The 16,963-nt window shown below is 45.6% G+C and carries 18 protein-coding genes and 1 tRNA gene; 3 read left to right on the top strand and 16 right to left on the bottom strand.

Annotation, left to right across the window (positions count from 1 at the left end):
- Window positions 1-65 precede the first annotated feature (65 nt).
- The 4 genes from LPB140_RS06935 to LPB140_RS06920 form a co-directional block, all read right to left on the bottom strand.
- Window positions 66-887, bottom strand: coding sequence for a hypothetical protein (locus LPB140_RS06935; RefSeq protein WP_198024083.1), 822 nt, complete (start codon window positions 885-887; stop codon window positions 66-68).
- On the bottom strand, window positions 880-2,022 hold the full coding sequence (locus LPB140_RS06930; RefSeq protein ID WP_072559204.1) for a tyrosine-type recombinase/integrase: 1,143 nt from the start codon (window positions 2,020-2,022) through the stop codon (window positions 880-882). The genes LPB140_RS06935 and LPB140_RS06930 overlap by 8 nt, the downstream gene beginning before the upstream one ends.
- Window positions 2,023-2,163: 141 nt before the next feature.
- Window positions 2,164-2,253 (bottom strand) — tRNA-Ser (locus LPB140_RS06925).
- A gap of 95 nt (window positions 2,254-2,348) precedes the next feature.
- Window positions 2,349-3,143, bottom strand: coding sequence for an ABC transporter permease (locus LPB140_RS06920; RefSeq protein ID WP_072559203.1), 795 nt, complete (start codon window positions 3,141-3,143; stop codon window positions 2,349-2,351).
- A 132-nt stretch (window positions 3,144-3,275) separates the two neighbouring features.
- On the opposite strand from LPB140_RS06920, the gene LPB140_RS06915 reads away from it, so the two are divergent.
- The 3 genes from LPB140_RS06915 to LPB140_RS06905 all read left to right on the top strand — a co-directional run bounded on the left by LPB140_RS06915 (window position 3,276) and on the right by LPB140_RS06905 (window position 7,367).
- The gene (locus tag LPB140_RS06915) at window positions 3,276-3,935 is read left to right on the top strand and encodes a GcrA family cell cycle regulator (protein WP_072559202.1); all 660 of its coding nucleotides are present in this window, start codon (window positions 3,276-3,278) and stop codon (window positions 3,933-3,935) included.
- Window positions 3,936-4,036: 101 nt separating this feature from the next.
- Window positions 4,037-6,025 carry a DNA topoisomerase IV subunit B gene (gene parE / locus LPB140_RS06910; protein WP_072559201.1) on the top strand — a complete coding sequence of 663 codons (1,989 nt, stop codon included), beginning with the start codon at window positions 4,037-4,039 and terminating at the stop codon, window positions 6,023-6,025.
- Window positions 6,018-7,367, top strand: a complete 1,350-nt coding sequence (locus LPB140_RS06905) for a serine hydrolase (RefSeq protein ID WP_072559200.1) — start codon at window positions 6,018-6,020, stop codon at window positions 7,365-7,367. The genes parE and LPB140_RS06905 overlap by 8 nt, the downstream gene beginning before the upstream one ends.
- A 13-nt stretch (window positions 7,368-7,380) precedes the next feature.
- On the opposite strand, the gene LPB140_RS06900 is transcribed toward LPB140_RS06905, so the two are convergent.
- From LPB140_RS06900 to LPB140_RS06845, 12 genes are all read right to left on the bottom strand, one after another.
- Complete coding sequence (locus LPB140_RS06900) at window positions 7,381-7,929, bottom strand: GNAT family N-acetyltransferase (protein WP_072559199.1); 549 nt, start codon at window positions 7,927-7,929, stop codon at window positions 7,381-7,383.
- Window positions 7,926-8,717 (bottom strand): LysR family transcriptional regulator, encoded by a 792-nt coding sequence (locus LPB140_RS06895; protein WP_072559198.1) that lies wholly within the window; start codon window positions 8,715-8,717, stop codon window positions 7,926-7,928. Before LPB140_RS06895 ends, LPB140_RS06900 begins: the two co-directional genes overlap by 4 nt.
- A gap of 12 nt (window positions 8,718-8,729) precedes the next feature.
- Window positions 8,730-9,137, bottom strand: coding sequence for a Co2+/Mg2+ efflux facilitator ApaG/CorD (gene apaG / locus LPB140_RS06890; RefSeq protein WP_072559197.1), 408 nt, complete (start codon window positions 9,135-9,137; stop codon window positions 8,730-8,732).
- Window positions 9,134-10,345, bottom strand: coding sequence for a trans-sulfuration enzyme family protein (locus tag LPB140_RS06885; protein ID WP_072559196.1), 1,212 nt, complete (start codon window positions 10,343-10,345; stop codon window positions 9,134-9,136). Before LPB140_RS06885 ends, apaG begins: the two co-directional genes overlap by 4 nt.
- 46 nt (window positions 10,346-10,391) lie before the next feature.
- Window positions 10,392-11,441 carry a 3-isopropylmalate dehydrogenase gene (gene leuB / locus LPB140_RS06880; RefSeq protein WP_072560616.1) on the bottom strand — a complete coding sequence of 350 codons (1,050 nt, stop codon included), beginning with the start codon at window positions 11,439-11,441 and terminating at the stop codon, window positions 10,392-10,394.
- A 27-nt stretch (window positions 11,442-11,468) separates the two neighbouring features.
- A complete protein-coding gene (gene recO, locus LPB140_RS06875; protein WP_072559195.1) occupies window positions 11,469-12,209 on the bottom strand; it encodes a DNA repair protein RecO in 741 nt (246 codons plus the stop codon).
- A 12-nt stretch (window positions 12,210-12,221) separates the two neighbouring features.
- Window positions 12,222-14,156: an excinuclease ABC subunit UvrC gene (gene uvrC / locus LPB140_RS06870; RefSeq protein ID WP_072559194.1), complete on the bottom strand. Its 1,935-nt coding sequence runs from the start codon at window positions 14,154-14,156 to the stop codon at window positions 12,222-12,224.
- 163 nt (window positions 14,157-14,319) lie between these two features.
- A complete protein-coding gene (locus tag LPB140_RS06865; RefSeq protein WP_072559193.1) occupies window positions 14,320-14,865 on the bottom strand; it encodes a F0F1 ATP synthase subunit B family protein in 546 nt (181 codons plus the stop codon).
- Window positions 14,865-15,350 carry a F0F1 ATP synthase subunit B family protein gene (locus LPB140_RS06860; RefSeq protein ID WP_072559192.1) on the bottom strand — a complete coding sequence of 162 codons (486 nt, stop codon included), beginning with the start codon at window positions 15,348-15,350 and terminating at the stop codon, window positions 14,865-14,867. Before LPB140_RS06860 ends, LPB140_RS06865 begins: the two co-directional genes overlap by 1 nt.
- An 82-nt stretch (window positions 15,351-15,432) precedes the next feature.
- Complete coding sequence (locus tag LPB140_RS06855) at window positions 15,433-15,657, bottom strand: F0F1 ATP synthase subunit C (protein WP_072559191.1); 225 nt, start codon at window positions 15,655-15,657, stop codon at window positions 15,433-15,435.
- A 31-nt stretch (window positions 15,658-15,688) separates the two neighbouring features.
- The gene (locus LPB140_RS06850; RefSeq protein WP_198024082.1) at window positions 15,689-16,471 is read right to left on the bottom strand and encodes a F0F1 ATP synthase subunit A; all 783 of its coding nucleotides are present in this window, start codon (window positions 16,469-16,471) and stop codon (window positions 15,689-15,691) included.
- A gap of 34 nt (window positions 16,472-16,505) precedes the next feature.
- Window positions 16,506-16,823 (bottom strand): AtpZ/AtpI family protein, encoded by a 318-nt coding sequence (locus LPB140_RS06845; RefSeq protein WP_072559189.1) that lies wholly within the window; start codon window positions 16,821-16,823, stop codon window positions 16,506-16,508.
- Window positions 16,824-16,963: the final 140 nt, after the last annotated feature.

The following is a 16,963-nucleotide window of genomic DNA, read 5'->3' as shown; positions in this document are numbered from 1 at the left end:
AATTAAGACGTTAATTAGCCAAACTATTTACTAGTTTTAATTTAGGGGAATGGCCAAAATATGCATTATTTGGGCCTTTTATAACTATTTATGTTACCCAATATTATCTTTGCTTTAGCTTTTAATGCAGCATCTTCTGGAACATCTAAATTATTTACTATGAATGAGTGTCTAAGCAAATCCACCATCTCTTTATTTGCTCCAAGCTTTTCAGGCTCGAAATCACCTATATCATGGTGAAATGCTGCCACCACATATGCAAAAGCCGCCTCCCAATCATATTTGGTTGCCCGTGAGGCTTTTTCGATAACTTTCTGCTTTGGCGGCTCAGCCTGCATTGGCGCAATCAAATCCAAATCACTCCGAAGAAACTTTATACCGTATAATGTTAAGTCACCTGTAATAGGTAAGTCTTTATAGAGACATCCACTATTTTTAGTCGCAAGTCCGAAAATCCCCGTTTTCCAATTAGACGTTACCCATTCATCAGAACTACCTATACCCGCTACCCAATCCCCAAAACTCTTTGCATGAGCAAGATTCCAAAAAGATTGGCAAACAATAAAAGGACCGTTATACCTACCTTGGAAACCATTGAAAAATGCAGCGTCATGTAACCAACTATTAAATTCTTCATAATCTTCGCACTCGAGCTCATTGTCTCGCGTTGAACATCTGAAATATACCATTCCGGTTACCCCAGTTAATAGTAATTTGTAGGCAAAATATATCAGCATGCCAACTGGATTTTTATCTGGATAAACTTGCTTTAACCTGTCTAAAACTTCATTGGGGCTAACAAACTCATCTAAATTATAATCATGCATATGAAAAATATCCAAATAGTTAAAAACGAATTCTTTTCCATAATAAGCAGAATCATCCATCACAAAACCCTTCCCAATCATCCATTAAATTCCGCCTTTTATCGAGCATACTTCCCCGCCTATATGCGGCCTCACTCTTGCCCTTTATGGCATGGGCAAGCGCCATCTCGGATAATTCATTGGAATATTCGGTGGTATCGGCTGCCCAGTCTTTGAAACTGGAACGGAAACCATGCGGGACATATTTCAAACCCATATCGCGCAATATTTTGCGCATTGTCATATCGGATATGGCCTTGCCCTTTGATTGCCCCACAAAGACAAAATTAGAACTATTGAGCCTAAATTTGGCGGCCTGTTGCAAAACATGCACCGCCCCATCACAAAGCGGAATAACATGTTCACGCTTCATTTTCATACGTCCGGCCGGAATTGTCCAAAGTTTCTTGTAAAGGTCAATTTCATCCCATGTTGCGCCGCGCACCTCTCCAGAACGCGCCGCCGTCAATATCGCAAATTCAAGAGCCAGCCGCCCCATAGACATGCTCTCGCGCAATTTTACCATAAATGCCGGAACTTCTTGATAAGGCATGGCCTCATGATGCTTCACGGCCTCACGTTGCTTGGGAAGGCTTTTGTTTATCCCCGCCATTGCAAGCGGTGCATCACGATAACCCTTGCCCACTGCCCAATCCAAAACGGAAACTATTCTTTGCCTAACGCGCCGCGCTGTTTCAGGCTTATCTAACCAAATTGCAATCAATGCATCACGAACAATAGGCGCGGTTATTTCTGCCACGGAAATATCCCCGAAATAAGGGAAACAATAAGTTTCTAATGTCCGAATCCATTGTTGGTTATGCTTACCATTGCGCCATGCCCCCTTTTGTTCTGCATGGACACTTGCCGCCGCCGCTCTAAATGTTGGTATGCCGCCCGCCTTTTTGCGTTCCAAAATTGGGTCAAGCCCGCACTCAATTTGCGAACGAACATCAGCAGCCCTTTTCCTTGCCTCTTTAAGAGACACCTTGGACGCACTGCCCAAACCTATATCGCGCCGCCTCTTATTTTTTTGAACGCGAACAAGCCAGCTTTTCGCCCCTGTTTTGCTAACCAGCAAATATAGGCCATCCCCATCATATAAACGGCATGGACCTTTTGCCGCCTTAATTGCTGAAACTGTTAAAAGGCCCATTTAATTTATCCCCACATTTATCCCCACACTTTAATCAGGCTGCCCAGATATTGCAAGAAACAATGAGAAACAGAAAAGCCTTATTTTCCTAGGCTTAAAGAGGATATTTTGAATTGTGAGGAATGGCGGAAAACCGTTATCTGGCGGAGAGACAGGGATTCGAACCCTGGGTGGATTTGCATCCACAACGGTTTTCGAGACCGCCCCATTCGACCACTCTGGCACCTCTCCGCAGATATTTTCATATCAAATGGCGCATAAAATATGCACCTATGCAATATATGATGCGCCACTATATTAAGATGCGCCCTCTGCCAAGCGCAATTTTAATTTTTAATCTTCCACCCTTTACGAAGCAGCGCATAGCATATGGAAAGCGTGATAATACTTAACCCGCCAATCACCGCGCCGCCCAAATAAATATTGGAATCTGCCTTGCCAATAAATCCATATCGAAAACCCGATATAATATAGAAAAATGGGTTGGCATGGCTTACCGCCTGAAAAGTCGGCGATAATTTATCAACCGAGTAAAATGTTCCGGATAATAAAGCCAGTGGCGCGATAACAAAATTGGTCACTGCCGCTGCATGGTCAAATTTTTCTGCCCAAATGGATGTCATCACCCCAATGCTGCCGACAAAAACCGAACCCATAATTCCAAAATAAAGCACCGCCAGAGGATGTGCGACATTAACCGAAACATTGGGCCATAACAGCATGACAATCCAAACCGCGCCGCCAACAAAGGCTGCCCGCGTCACCGCTGCACCCACCATTGCGGCCAATAATTCAAAATTGGACAAAGGCGGCATTAAATAATCAATAATCGTTCCTTGGATTTTTCCGACCAATAATGAAAAGCTGCTATTGGCGAATGAATTTTGCAACATCCCCATGATGATAAGGCCGGGGGCAAGAAAATTGGCAAAGGGTGTTTCCAGAACCTGATACCCGCCGCGACCAAGGGCAACAGTAAAAATGATTAAAAACAACATGGTGGTGATGGCGGGACCCCAAATGGTTTGCAATTGCACCTTCATAAATCGGCGCACTTCCTTCATATATAAAGTATAAAGTCCCAGCCAATTTACGCCGATAATTTTTCTTGATTCAAGCATAGGTTGAAATTGCCCAATAAATTTATTAAATAGAACTAGATTGCTTATGATGTTTCGACTATCGGCTTGTTTGCATTGCTGCAAGCTGCAATTTCAAAAACAATAGATTAGATTTCCTTATTTGGAGCAAATATGGCCTGGACCGACGAACGCATTACCCAATTAACAAATTTATGGGAAAAGGGCTTAACCGCCAGTCAAATCGCTGAGGAACTTGGCGGGGTGAGCCGCAATGCCGTCATCGGTAAGGCGCACCGATTGGGCCTTAAATCACGTCCTTCGCCCGTGCGCGGCGCAAAAGCGGCAGCGAAAAAGGCCAAAAAGCCTGTGTTAAAACCCGATGCAAAACCCGAAAAAGTGGTAAAAGCTGTTCGGGCTGCCGCGCCTATATCGGCCCCGCAACCTGCAGCTACATCAAATGACGCGACGGCAGTTGAGCAAAAAAAATCATCCTTGCCGCAAATGGTGTCTATTGGGCCTGGCGGTTTTTTACGTCAGGGGCCCGGCGATCAACAAGCGCCGATTCCACCTGCGCCGCCGCGCCGATTGGTCCCTGCAAAGCCCAGCCCGGAAATTGCTGGCAAAACCACCTTGCTTGATTTGAATGAACGCATTTGTCGTTGGCCAATGGGCCATCCTGGCGAGGCGGATTTTCATTTCTGTGGCGAAGCGGTGAACCCCGGCTTCCCTTATTGCGTGGAACATTGCGGTCGTGCGTATCAGGCGCAATTGCCGCGCGGTGTTCGCCGTGCGCCTCCGCCCATGCCATTTGGCGGCCCGCGCGTCCGTTAAAAGTCATAATTGGCGGTAAAATCAAATTTGCTGTGGATATTTATTGCTAATCCGTCACTAAGGCTTGCATCGTTAACTTTGCACGCCTTATACAGATAGTTATGAGTGATGATCTTTTTGGCGGCAATGCCGCTTCTACCGCCAGTAATAATTATGATGCTTCATCCATTGAGGTTTTGGAGGGGTTAGAACCTGTTCGCCGTCGGCCCGGCATGTATATTGGCGGCACGGATGAACGCGCACTGCATCATTTGGCTTCCGAAGTGTTGGACAATAGCATGGACGAAGCCGTTGCGGGCCATGCCAACCGAATTGAAGTATATTTGGGTTTAGACAATATTTTGACCATTTCTGACAATGGCCGAGGTATTCCGGTTGATCCACATCCCAAATTTCCTGGAAAATCGGCGTTAGAGGTTATTTTAACCACGCTGCATTCCGGTGGTAAATTTACCGATAAGGCCTATGCAACTTCTGGCGGCCTTCATGGTGTGGGCGTGTCCGTTGTCAATGCGCTTTCCACCTATACGGAGGTTGAGGTTGCACGAAATAAAGAGGTTTTCAAACAAAGATTTGAACGCGGCCATGCCATAGGTAATCTTGAAAAAATAGGCAGCACCGCGAATCGTCGCGGCACCTCCATCACATTTCAACCTGATCCAGAAATATTTGGCGCGGATGCAAAGTTTAAGGCAGCGCGTCTGTTCAAACTGGCACGGTCAAAGGCATATTTATATGCTGGCGTGGAAATAAGGTGGAAATGCGACCCTCGCCTGTCGGATGAAAACATCCCGCAAGAGGCCGTTTTCCAATTTCCGGGCGGTTTGTCAGATCATCTTAAAGAACAATTGGCAGGCCGTGAATGCGCCACCGCCGAATTTTTCTCTGGCATGCAAGATTTCCCCGATTCAGAAGGGCGTGTTGAATGGGCAATTTCATGGCCATTATGGTCCGATGGCAGTTATAGTTGGTATTGTAACACCATCCCCACCCCCGCAGGCGGCACGCATGAACAGGGTCTTCGCCTTGCCTTGACCAAGGCTTTCCGCAGCTTTGGTGAGCTGGTGGGAAATAAAAAAACCAATCAAATTACGGCAGATGATATTTTCAATGGCTGTGAAATGATGCTTTCTGTTTTTATCCGCGACCCACAATTTCAAAGCCAAACGAAAGACCGCCTTACCTCCGCCAATGCCACAAAATTGGTTGAAAATGCGGTCCGCGACCATTTTGACCATTTTCTTTCCGGAAATATTGAACGGGGCAAGGCGCTGCTCAGCTTTATCATGGATAAAGTGGATGAACGTTTAAAGCGCAAGGCAGAGCGGGAAATTAAACGTAAAACAGCAACATCGGCGCGTAAATTGCGCCTGCCGGGTAAGCTAACCGATTGCAGCAATGGCGATGGGGTTGAGGATACCGAATTATTTATCGTAGAGGGCGACAGCGCGGGCGGATCTGCCAAGCAAGCACGCGACCGAAAAACGCAGGCCATTTTGCCGATACGCGGTAAAATATTAAATGTTGCCTCCGCCAATAGCACAAAAATAAATGCAAATCAGGAAATTGCCGACCTGTCGCTTGCCCTTGGCTGCGGCCTGCGCAAGGATTGCAACCCCGATAATTTGCGATATAGCCGCATCATCATCATGACCGATGCCGATGTTGATGGCGCGCATATTGCGACATTATTGATGACTTTTTTCTTTCAAGAAATGGGTCCAATAGTAAAGGCGGGCCATTTATATTTGGCGCGGCCACCGCTTTACCGTTTAACCAGCGGCAGCAAAAGCGAATATGCCATTGACGATGAGCATCGCGCCGAATTAGAGGCGACAGTCTTTAAGGGGAAAAAGGTTGAAGTGGGCCGTTTTAAGGGTCTGGGTGAGATGAACCCGTCTCAATTAAAAGAAACAACAATGGATCCGGCGACACGTTCCTTAATTCGCATTACCCTGCCCCCTCAATATGAGGATCAGGCCGCTGTGCGTGATTTGGTTGACCGTTTAATGGGCAAAAAACCCGAAGAACGCTTTGCCTTTATTCAACAAAATGCTGGATTATTGGACGGGGAGACAATCGATGCTTAATCAAAGCTTTAAGTTCGCTATTTTAGGAACATTATTAAGCAGTGCCGCCTTTCATCCCGCCGCCCATGCCATGTCACCGCAGATTGACGGAGCGGAAATAATTGCCCCCCAAGAAAGCGGCCTGGAATTACGCGCGGCGCAATTATCCGAAGTGATAAATGGCAAAGTTGAGGCAAAGGATTATTTCGCCCAATCATTTTTAAATGCCATTTCAGTGGCACAAATTAAAATTTTGTCTGAACAGTTAATCGCGCAATATGGCGCCCCACAATCAAGCTATATTGCCAGCAAACAAAACCCTCAACAGGCGCTGGTCAATTTGGAATTTGAAAATGCTATTGCCAATGTTGAAATGATAATCGACCCAAAAAATGGGGATAAAATTATCGGCCTGTTAATTAAAGATGTCGCCACAAAGGGTGATAATATTGATAAAATAAAGGAGGATTTTTCCAATCTTTCGGGCCAATATAGTTATAAGGTGACATTATTGGATGGGCATGGCGACCAATACAGAGATATTTTAAGCTTTAATGCCGATGACCAATTTGCCATTGGTTCAACATTTAAGCTGTATATTTTGGCCGAACTTGCGGCCCAAGTGAAAGAAGGAAAGCGTAAATGGTCCGATATTGCGACCATCAATCATCCATCTTTCTCATCCACAGCAACCGAAAATTGGCCAAAAAATGCGCCGGTCACCCTGCATACTTTGGCCAGTTGGATGATATCGCTTAGCGATAATGGCGCGACGGATAGCTTGCTGCACCTATTGGGGCGGGAACAGGTTGAAAAACGGGTATTGAAAATCGGCCATAGTAATCCTGAAATAATGTTGCCCTTTTTATCAACGGTAGAGGCATTTGGATTAAAGATGAGCAGCAATGAAAAATTGCGCGGCGAATATCTAGCGGCCAATGAAATGAAGCAGCGTCAAATATTAAATGATAATGATGACGCACTTACCCTTGATAAATTTAAGGCTATAGAAATAACTGGCGGACCATTATTTATTGATAAAATTGAATGGTTTGCCTCGGCAAATGACATTGTCCGTTTGATGGAACATTTGCGGCTTAATGGTGATGATATTGTTGATGATATTATGGCCATTAACCCGGGAATGTCCGCTGGCGATAGCGAAAAATGGCAATTTGTAGGATATAAGGGCGGCAGTGAGCCAGGCGTTATTTCCCAAAATTATCTTTTACAAAGCAATTCTGGCAAATGGTTTGTCGTATCTGGCAGTTGGAATGACAGTGAAAAAGAGGTTGAGGACAGTAAATTTTCAGCATTAATGTTCAGATTGTTAAACCATGTGGCATTATTGGCTGAAAAATAAGGGCAAATATTCCTTAACGATCCTCTTGGATTAAACCCCAAATATAACTATCCCTTATGCCGATATGAGTTTCCCATTGGGCGCGTAAATGCCCCTCTTTTTTAAAACCTAATTTACTGAGTAAATGGTTGGACGCAGCATTATCGGGGTCGGTATCGGCCCAGATACGCCGTAAATTTAATTTGTCAAACCCATGGTCAATCACCATTTTTACGGCCCTTGATACGATTCCCCTGCCCCAATATTTTCGGGACAATATATAACCAATGCTATTCACATTGGGCATATCATGCACCAACACCACCCAACCAATGGCAATATCGTCGCCCATGGTTATCACCCATGTGCGCCACCGACTTCCAGATAAATTTTCCGCCACATAATCTCGCGTTTCATCAATATTTTGATGCGGCCCACTTGACCAATATTGCATCACTTCTTCATCATTAAAAATTGGAAATAACGCCTCGGCATCATCGGCACGCAATCCCCGCAACACCAATTCTCCATGGATTAATATTTGCAGATTTACGCCTGTTTCGGCTTTGTCGCTATTGTTCATCGGTTAAGAATTTCGATGATTTTTTGAACCTTTTTCTGCCGCCATTGCGGCAAGGGCGCAGCAATCCAAAAATTCAACGCATCATTTTTCATTTCTTCCAAAATTTGCACATTGCCCAAATCTACATCATGCTGTGCCAGCATGGTGGGGACAATGGCATAGCCCAAGCCATTTTTAACCGCATCTATGGCAAGTCCTGCATTACAAAATGATAATGCCGTACTATCTTTAGATAGAGGAGAGCCTGTCCAACAGATAAATTGGTTATTGGTTGAATTTTTACCAGTAATTTTTACAAAATCACATGGAGCAATCTTCACATGTTCATATTCATGAATTTCTGCCGCCAAATGAATGGCAATATCAATATTTGCCTCGGTAAAATCCGGCGCGTCTTCATGCGTCACCAAATGGAAAATAATGTCGCCGAATTCACCTTGATATTGAGCCAATTTTGGCGCTAACCATTTGGCGGTCACTTCATGGGTGGCGGAAATGGCAATATGATTTGATGATTGCTTTGCCTGTATCGCACGCACAGACTCCTCGAACATTAAAAAACCACTGCGCAGCGCATCAAGCCCCGATATAGCCTCATCGGTAAGCTCCAACCCCTTGGTCGCCCGCTTAAACAATATAACGCCTAATAAATCTTCTAATGCGCGAATTTGCTGTCCCACAGCTGCCGGAGTTACGGCAAGTTCCTCTGCCGCCTTGGTAAAGGATAAATGCCGCGCAGCAGCATCAAAAACACGAAGCGCATTTAAAGGTAATAATGTCCGTTTCATCTCACCATCCCCTTATTTCGCAGATGCAGGCGCAATAAGGTTGAATTTTGGGATTTGCGCCAAAAAATAACTGCCATCTTCGCGCCGCATCCTAAATTGGCCCTGCATTGACCCCGTAGGTGTTGCCAAGGGACAGCCAGAGACATAATCATGCGCACCGCCCGGTTTAATAACGGGCTGCTCACCAACCACACCCTCGCCATCGACATTGGTTACATTAGCACGGCCATCGGTGATTATCCAATGGCGGGTCAATAATTGCACATTTTGGTCAGAGCTATTTTCAATACGGATATGATAGGACCAAAACCACCGCCCTTGCTCAATCTTTGATTGGGCAGGCAGGAAATTTGGCGCTGCTCTTATGATGATGCCATCACTTTCCGCCCAATATTTGAAAAAGACCCCAAAATTACTCATGCAATTCCTGCTTTATGCAATGCCTGATCAAGATCGGCGATTAAATCCCCCGCATGCTCCAACCCAACATTTATGCGGATCATATCCTCTGTTATGCCCACTTCATTTCGCGCTTCTTCGCTCATGCCGCTATGTGTAGTGCTGCATGGATGGGTCATTAAAGAACGGCTATCGCCAATATTATTGCTAATATCCACCAATTCCAAAGCATCCAAAATGGCATGTGCCCGCGCGCGTCCCCCACCCACTTTGAAAGAAAAAATTGGGCCTGCTTTGTCCATCTGGCTCATCGCCAATTCATGGCCGATATCGCTTTGCAATCCTGGATACATGACTTGTTCGACACGGCTTTGCAAAAATTTTGCCACTTCATATGCATTATCCGATTGGCGGTTAATGCGCAGGGACAATGTTTCCAACCCCTTTAACACGACCCATGCGTTAAATGGCGATATGGTCGGGCCAGTATTGCGGTGGAATGGCAATAATATTTCATTGATATATTCTTCGCTGCCGCAAACCGCACCGGCAAGGACGCGGCCCTGCCCGTCCATCATTTTTGTTGCACTATATGCAACAACATCCGCGCCCAACTCTATAGGCCGTTGTAAAGAGGCCGTGGCAAAGGCATTATCCACCACGCTGGTTATACCCTTTGATTTGGCAAGCGCACAAATTTTACGAATGTCGAAAACCTCCATTGTGGGGTTTGCCGGCGTTTCGAAAAAATATATTTTGGTATTTGGCTTGCTCGCCGCCTCCCAATTTTCCAATTCCAAGCCATTTATGACGGTCGTTTCAATGCCAAATTTGGGCAATAGATTATCAATTAACCAGCGGCATGAACCAAATAATGAACGGCTGGCCACCACATGATCACCCGCCTGTAACTGACAAAGCAGCGCGGTGCTCATCGCCGCCATGCCTGATGCGGTGGCGCGGCACGCCTCTGCCCCGTCCATCAACGCAATCCGTTCTTCCAACATTTGCACCGTAGGATTTTGCAGACGGCTATAGGTCATGCCCTCTTGCTCTCCGGCAAAGCGCGCGGCGGCATCCCCTGCTTTGTCATAACAATATCCTGATGTTAAAAATAACGCCTCTGATGTCTCGCCAAATTCACTGCGCATCGTTCCTGCGCGAATTGCCTGAGTATCGGGATGCCAATTGGCGGTAATATTGCGGTCTTGTCCTGTTTTTTGCTTCATTATCTTAAAACCTTAATCATCATATATTTCGTCATAATGGGCGATGTCAAAGACGGGCAATTACCGCATCTCCAATTTCACTGGTGCTGGCCAAACCGCCCAAATCGCGTCCCAAAATATTATCCGCCAATGTTTTTGCCACCGCCTGTTCAATTTTTGCGGCTATTTCTTCATTGTCTAAACTATGGCGAAACATCATCGCTGTCGACAAAATCATCGCCAATGGATTGGCAATTTGTTGCCCCGCAATATCCGGCGCACTGCCATGAATGGGTTCATATAAACCCAAACGCCCCTGTGATAGGGATGCAGAGGCAAGCAGCCCAATTGAACCGACACACATGCTGGCCAAATCGGACAAAATATCACCAAATAAATTTCCGGTCAGTATAACATCAAATTGCCCCGGCGCCTTTACCATTTGCATCGCCGCATTATCGACATACATGTGCGACAATTCGACATCGGGATATTCCGCCGCAACCTCTATCACCACATCACGCCATAATTGTGATGTTTCCAGCACATTGGCCTTATCAACCGAACATAATTTACCCTGACGTCCTTGCGCCGCCTTAAAACCCACATGGGCGATACGCCTCACCTCATCTTCATCATATGACATAATGTCATATCCCTGACGCAGACCCGTATCGGTTTGGCGCATTCCCTTTTCACCAAAATAAACATCGCCATTTAATTCACGGACAATCAACATATCAATATTTTGGGAAATATTGGCGCGTAGAGAGGAGCTACCCTCCATCCCCGACATCATTTTCGCGGGACGCAAATTGGCAAACAGGCCCAATTCCGATCGCAACCCCAAAACAGCTTGTTCAGGACGCAAATGACGGTCAAGATTGTCGCATGACGGATCGCCCACCGCACCAAATAATATGGCGTCGCTATTTTTTGCGATATCCAATGTCGCCTTGGGCAAGGGGTGTCCATGTTTATGATATGCTGTGCCGCCGCAATCAGCATGGATAAGGCTTAATCCCTTAATGTCCAATGCACGCAACAGCTTTTCCGCCTCTGCCATAATTTCGATACCAATGCCGTCTCCGGCTAATAATGCAATTTGGCTCACCATATATCCCATCTATTTCTAATATGTAATTTAGGCAATTGCGCGGTTTAACCGAGAAATCAACATTTCCCTTTCAGAAAATACAGATTTTGCCTTTTCTTCCTCCACAAATCGCCGAATAAAGTGACCGGTTAGGGTAAATCCGTTCATAATCTCGCTCCAATCTGGTTGGGTTATTTGATCATCCATCAAAAATTCGGGCAATGGCAATAATAAATGTTCCCGGCCTTTCGCGGCATATTGTGACACAGCGCGTCCTGTTTTGGGGCTGACATATAATAAATCATCGCAAATAGATGTCACCGCACATTGCGACAAATCCAAACCAAAGCCAACTTCATTCAATAATAATTTTTCAAATTTGACCATCGCGACCGCCCATCTGCGCGCCGATGGTGCATGGCAAATCGCGCTTAATAATGCATCAAATGCAAATTTAATGCGCGGATAGGGATTATGTTCGGGCAAAGCCGTGGCGACCAGCGCGCTGGACCAACTTAACGCCGATGCAGCCAAAGGCTCGTTTATCCATGGCCCTCTGCTTTCCAATAACTCCACGGTCATACTGGGCATGCCGCTATCATTTCGGGCGCGTATGTCCGCCTGAACAATATTGGTGGGAATTAAAATGGGCCGCATTCTGGTGGATCTTGCCCCGCGAACATAGGCGGCAATCAACCCTTCTTCTTCGGTCAACACCCGAACTATCGCGCCATTTTCCCCATGGTGCAGCACCGAACAAATAATGGCATGGCATGAAAGATGGAACATGATGTAGGCATATCAATTTGGATGGAAAAAATCATAAATATTTTGCGCCATCGCCACCGACACTCCTGGTGCGCGTTGCAAATCATCCAAACTGGCATTTCGCACTGCCTTGGCCGAACCAAAATGCATTAACAGTGCCTTTTTACGTGCCGGACCAATGCCGGGAATTTCATCCAATGGATTGGCGGATATTGCCTTTTTACGTTTTTGTCGATGTGCGCCAATGGCAAATCTATGCGCCTCATCACGCAATCGCTGCAGATAAAATAATGCCGCGCTGTTCATTGGCAACATAGCCTCCCGCCCATCAGGAAAATGCATGATTTCACGGCCCGCATTCCGGTCTGGCCCTTTCGAAATCCCGATAACCGCGATATTGTCCAACTCCAATTCGGTTAAAATCTGCATGACCGAGCTAATCTGTCCCTTCCCGCCATCGATTAACAATAAATCGGGCCAATCTTCATCGCGCTCACCTTCATCATTTAATGGTGATTGCTCCTTTAATAATCGGGTAAATCGGCGCTTCATCACCTCTCGCATCATCGCAAAATCATCACCGCCAACTGTATCTTCGGCTTTTATATTAAATTTACGATATTCATTTTTGCGAAAACCCTCTGGTCCGGCAACCACCATCGCGCCCAAAGCATGTGCGCCCTGTATATGGCTATTATCATATATTTCAATTCGTTGCGGAATATCATCCAATTCAAAAAGTTCCGTAATTTCTTGTAAATTTCGTGTTTGCGAAGCAGATTCTGCCTGCTTGCGGACCAAACTCTCCTCTGCATTGCGCACTGCCTGTTTGACCAGCTTTGCCTTTTCGCCTCTTTGCGGTACGGAAATTTCTACTTTACTCTCATGACGGCTTTCTAATGCAGCCGCCACCAATTCAACTTCGGATATTTCACGGTCAAGCAATATATGCCGGGCGGGCGGGACAGCATCGTAAAATTGCAACAGAAAAGCGGTAAAAACCTCCTCCACCGGCACATCCTTTACCTGCGCGGGAAAGAAGCTTCGATGCCCCCAATTTTGCCCTGCACGTATGAAAAATGCCTGTATACAAATTTGCCCACCCTTTTCGCAAAGGGCAAATATATCCGCATCTGACAACCCGCCACTATTAATGGCCTGTGACCCTTGAATAAAGGTAAGTGCCTTCAACCTATCACGCAATATAGCCGCCAGCTCAAAATCCATATTATCAGAAGCCGCCTGCATTTCTGCGCCCAATTTTTTTTGCACATTGATGGATTTCCCTTCTAGAAAATCCTGCGCATCCTTCATTAAAACGCCATAATCCTCTTGGCTGATGCGGCCAACACATGGCGCGGAACAACGGTTAATTTGATATAGCAGACATGGTCTGGACCGATTGTTAAAATAGCTATCGGTGCAGCTGCGTAATAAAAACATTTTCTGCAGTGCGTTTAATGTCCGGCCAACCGACCCTGCGCTGGCAAATGGGCCATAATATTTACCCTTGGCACGTCTTGCCCCGCGATGTTTTTGGATACGGGCAAAATCATGATCCTGTCGCAGCAAAATATAGGGGAAGCTTTTATCATCGCGCAGCAACACATTATAGGGCGGGCGATATCTTTTTATCAGCTGCGCCTCTAATAATAACGCCTCGGCCTCGCTGCCAGTGGTAACCACGACCATATTTCTTGTTTGCGAAATCATCCTTTGTAACCGCTGACTTAACCGCTGCGGCAATGTATAATTTGCAACCCGTTTTTTTAATGATCGCGCCTTGCCCACATATAAAACATCGCCCCGCGCATCAACCATCCGATAAACACCCGGCTTTTCAGGAAATGTTTTTAATGCCCCCAAAATGGTTTTGACGCCCAATTGTAAATCAGGGCGCTCTGACCCCTTTACCGCATAGGCAGCTTTATCCTCAAGGAAACGATCGGGCGAGTCAGGCGTGGACATAAAATATAGATAGCCATTTGCCTGTCAAAAGCAAAAAACAAGATGGCTCTAACGATCATTTTCTTATTTTTACAAAAAATGGTGAGGGATTATTAAGAATAAGAGGCGTAATAAAAAAGCCGCGCAAAGTGCACGGCTTAATCATTATCAATATAAACAAAGATTAATTGATAGAGTTAATTGCCTTTTCTACCAAATCCTTATCCGCTGTCGCATCATGCTTTGCGGCAATTGCATTGCTGGCTGCGTTAATAGCGACTTGCGAAACCTTCGCCTTTAAATCGCTAATCGCGGCCAATTGGGCTGCATTGATTTTATCCTCGGCCATTGACTTACGCCGTGCGATTAACGCCGCCGTATCTGCATTTGCCTTGGTCAAAAGATCATCGGCTTCTGCCTTTGCTTGCGCGATAAGCGCATCTGCCTCATCCTGCGCACCGGACATACGAGCTGCATATTTATCCTTCAACGCCTCTGCCTCAGCACGAAGCGTTTCCGCTTCTTCTAATTGCGATTTAATTTCCGCAATTTTCTTGTCCAAACCAGATGTGATTAAAGCTGGCACTTTCTTCCACACGAAAATACCAATTAATAATAGCATTGAAATCGAAACCCATGCCGTCGCGGTTAAGCCCAAGGCGGTGGGTTCTGCATGCACAGCAGTTGTAGAGGCGGCATCCGCCAAAATAGAGAAAATTGTTTCAGACATTATGATGCTGCCTTTACATATTTTGTGATTTCAGCCGCGCCAATTTTCGCATTGGTCAATTTCGCAACAATATCTCCGGTCAGGCTGGCTGCCTCAACCTCAATATCATTTAATGCTGCCTGCACTTTTTGCGAAATTTCTGCTTCGGCTGTTGCCATTTTGACATCCAATTCCGCATCAATTTTTGCAATTTTCTGCGCACGATCTGCATCGGCCTGAACCTTTGCTTCAACCACAACAGATTTTGCCTTTTCCCGGTCCGCTATAGATTGACGGCGATATTCTTCCTCATATCTATCGGCGGTTTCATTGGCACGCTTCGCCATGTCCAAATCCTCACGGATTTTGGCATCGCGCAACATAACTGTACCTTGAACTTTAGGAAACATCCCCATCCCGATGACAAAAAATGTCAGACCAAATGTCAACAACAGCCAAAAAAACTGTGAAGCATAAGTATCCATTATTTGAGCAATTTGTGGCATGGCTCTACTTTCTTAAAAATAAGAATTGGCAAAAAATATGATGCGGCCCGCATATTGGCGAGCCGCATATATATTTAATTTATTAAGCGAAGATCAAAAGAACTGCGACAACAAATGCCAACAGACCCAAAAGTTCCGCCGCCGCAAAACCAATGAACAAACGACCTTGTTGGCTGTCTGCTGCTGATGGGTTACGCAATGCGCCTTCCAAGAAACTGCCAAAAATATTACCCACACCCAATGCGGCAATACCCGCACCAATTGCTGCGAAACCGGCACCTAATAGCTTTGCTGCTTCTGCGTCCATGATTAAAACTCCTTAGTTAAAAATATGATATTTAGTGAAGATTTTCCGCATCATTAATATATAAAGATGTTAATAATGCAAAAACATATGCTTGAATTGCAGCAACCAGCAGCTCAAGAGCGCTGATACCAACCATCAAGAGTAAAGATGGAATACCAACCAACACACCATATTCGGCGCCAGCATTGGTACTGCTGATAATAAATCCGGCCAAAACCTTTAACAAAATATGCCCTGCGGTCATCGCAACGAACAAACGCAATGCTAAGCTGAAAGGACGAACCGCAAATGAAAATAATTCAATCGGGAAAAGGAATAACACCATTGGCAATGGCGCACCCTCTGGCACGAATAAAGAAAAGAAATGCAGTTTATGCTTCCAAAAACCAACAATCAGCACGATTAAAAAGCTAATCACGGCCAAAACGGCGGTCACTGTCAAATGGCTAGTAATTGTAAACGGATGAACGCCAACCACTCCAAATGGCAATAATCCCAATAGGTTGGCAAATAATATGAACATAAAGAGCGAGAAGATATAAGGCGCATATTTACGCCCTGCTTCGCCGATATTGGCGACCATCATATTATCGATAAAGCCCGTAAAGCTCTCAACCATGACCTGCCAACGGCCAGGCACCAAATCGCGCTTCATACCGCCCAGCATGAAAACCCAAATTGCGACAAATGTAGCGATCATCCAAATCGCGCTATTCGTAACCGCAATTTGATGTCCTGCAACAGTGAAACCGTCAAAAATAGTTTGCACCTCAAATTGGTGCATTGGATCTACTTTACCTTCTTCGCCAGCCACGTAACGAACCCCGCTAATTATAAGGGAAAGAGCATTATTGCCCTATATTCCCGCTATTCTTTATAATATTTCTGAAGGCGACAATTATCCCCATAAAGAGAAACACCAACATCAGCCAAGGCGAGGTAGCAAAAAACCGGTCCAAAAACCAGCCTATTAACGCACCACCGCCAATTCCAGCAATTAAGTCAGCCAGCACCCTATTGCCCTTGTGGTAATTTTCATCCACCACAGGCCGACCTTTTGCTGTCCGTTCACTTTCCTGTTGATCCGCCGCTGCGATGCGTTTTTTTAACGCTTCAATCTTAGCATCATCATTTTCAGTGTCCGGTGACGAATCCAATTTCGGCATAATTTCGCTCCATCTGTCAAAAGACTATTTAGTGCGCCTTTATATCGACATTAAACCCGCCAAGGCGCGGCCCGTTTAGGTGAGCATGCCGCGCAAGTCAACATCCATGCTGCATCGGCGAACAACTTATTTATATCCAT

Source organism: Sphingorhabdus lutea, from assembly GCF_001889025.1.
GTDB classification, from domain to species: domain Bacteria; phylum Pseudomonadota; class Alphaproteobacteria; order Sphingomonadales; family Sphingomonadaceae; genus Sphingorhabdus_B; species Sphingorhabdus_B lutea.
Note: the sequence above shows the minus strand (reverse complement) of the source record. Positions and strands in the feature narration are given on the sequence as shown.

Coding starts and splice junctions, on each gene's coding strand:
- LPB140_RS06905 (WP_072559200.1), top strand. CDS start 6,018: ATGCTTAATCAAAGCTTTAAGTTCGCTATTTTAGGAACATTATTAAGC.
- LPB140_RS06865 (WP_072559193.1), bottom strand. CDS start 14,865: ATGTCTGAAACAATTTTCTCTATTTTGGCGGATGCCGCCTCTACAACT.
- LPB140_RS06895 (WP_072559198.1), bottom strand. CDS start 8,717: ATGAAACGGACATTATTACCTTTAAATGCGCTTCGTGTTTTTGATGCT.
- LPB140_RS06885 (WP_072559196.1), bottom strand. CDS start 10,345: ATGAAGCAAAAAACAGGACAAGACCGCAATATTACCGCCAATTGGCAT.
- parE (WP_072559201.1), top strand. CDS start 4,037: ATGAGTGATGATCTTTTTGGCGGCAATGCCGCTTCTACCGCCAGTAAT.
- LPB140_RS06930 (WP_072559204.1), bottom strand. CDS start 2,022: ATGGGCCTTTTAACAGTTTCAGCAATTAAGGCGGCAAAAGGTCCATGC.
- LPB140_RS06855 (WP_072559191.1), bottom strand. CDS start 15,657: ATGGACGCAGAAGCAGCAAAGCTATTAGGTGCCGGTTTCGCAGCAATT.
- uvrC (WP_072559194.1), bottom strand. CDS start 14,156: ATGTCCACGCCTGACTCGCCCGATCGTTTCCTTGAGGATAAAGCTGCC.
- LPB140_RS06845 (WP_072559189.1), bottom strand. CDS start 16,823: ATGCCGAAATTGGATTCGTCACCGGACACTGAAAATGATGATGCTAAG.
- leuB (WP_072560616.1), bottom strand. CDS start 11,441: ATGGTGAGCCAAATTGCATTATTAGCCGGAGACGGCATTGGTATCGAA.
- LPB140_RS06915 (WP_072559202.1), top strand. CDS start 3,276: ATGGCCTGGACCGACGAACGCATTACCCAATTAACAAATTTATGGGAA.
- LPB140_RS06935 (WP_198024083.1), bottom strand. CDS start 887: ATGGATGATTCTGCTTATTATGGAAAAGAATTCGTTTTTAACTATTTG.
- apaG (WP_072559197.1), bottom strand. CDS start 9,137: ATGAGTAATTTTGGGGTCTTTTTCAAATATTGGGCGGAAAGTGATGGC.
- LPB140_RS06860 (WP_072559192.1), bottom strand. CDS start 15,350: ATGCCACAAATTGCTCAAATAATGGATACTTATGCTTCACAGTTTTTT.
- recO (WP_072559195.1), bottom strand. CDS start 12,209: ATGTTCCATCTTTCATGCCATGCCATTATTTGTTCGGTGCTGCACCAT.
- LPB140_RS06900 (WP_072559199.1), bottom strand. CDS start 7,929: ATGAACAATAGCGACAAAGCCGAAACAGGCGTAAATCTGCAAATATTA.
- LPB140_RS06920 (WP_072559203.1), bottom strand. CDS start 3,143: ATGCTTGAATCAAGAAAAATTATCGGCGTAAATTGGCTGGGACTTTAT.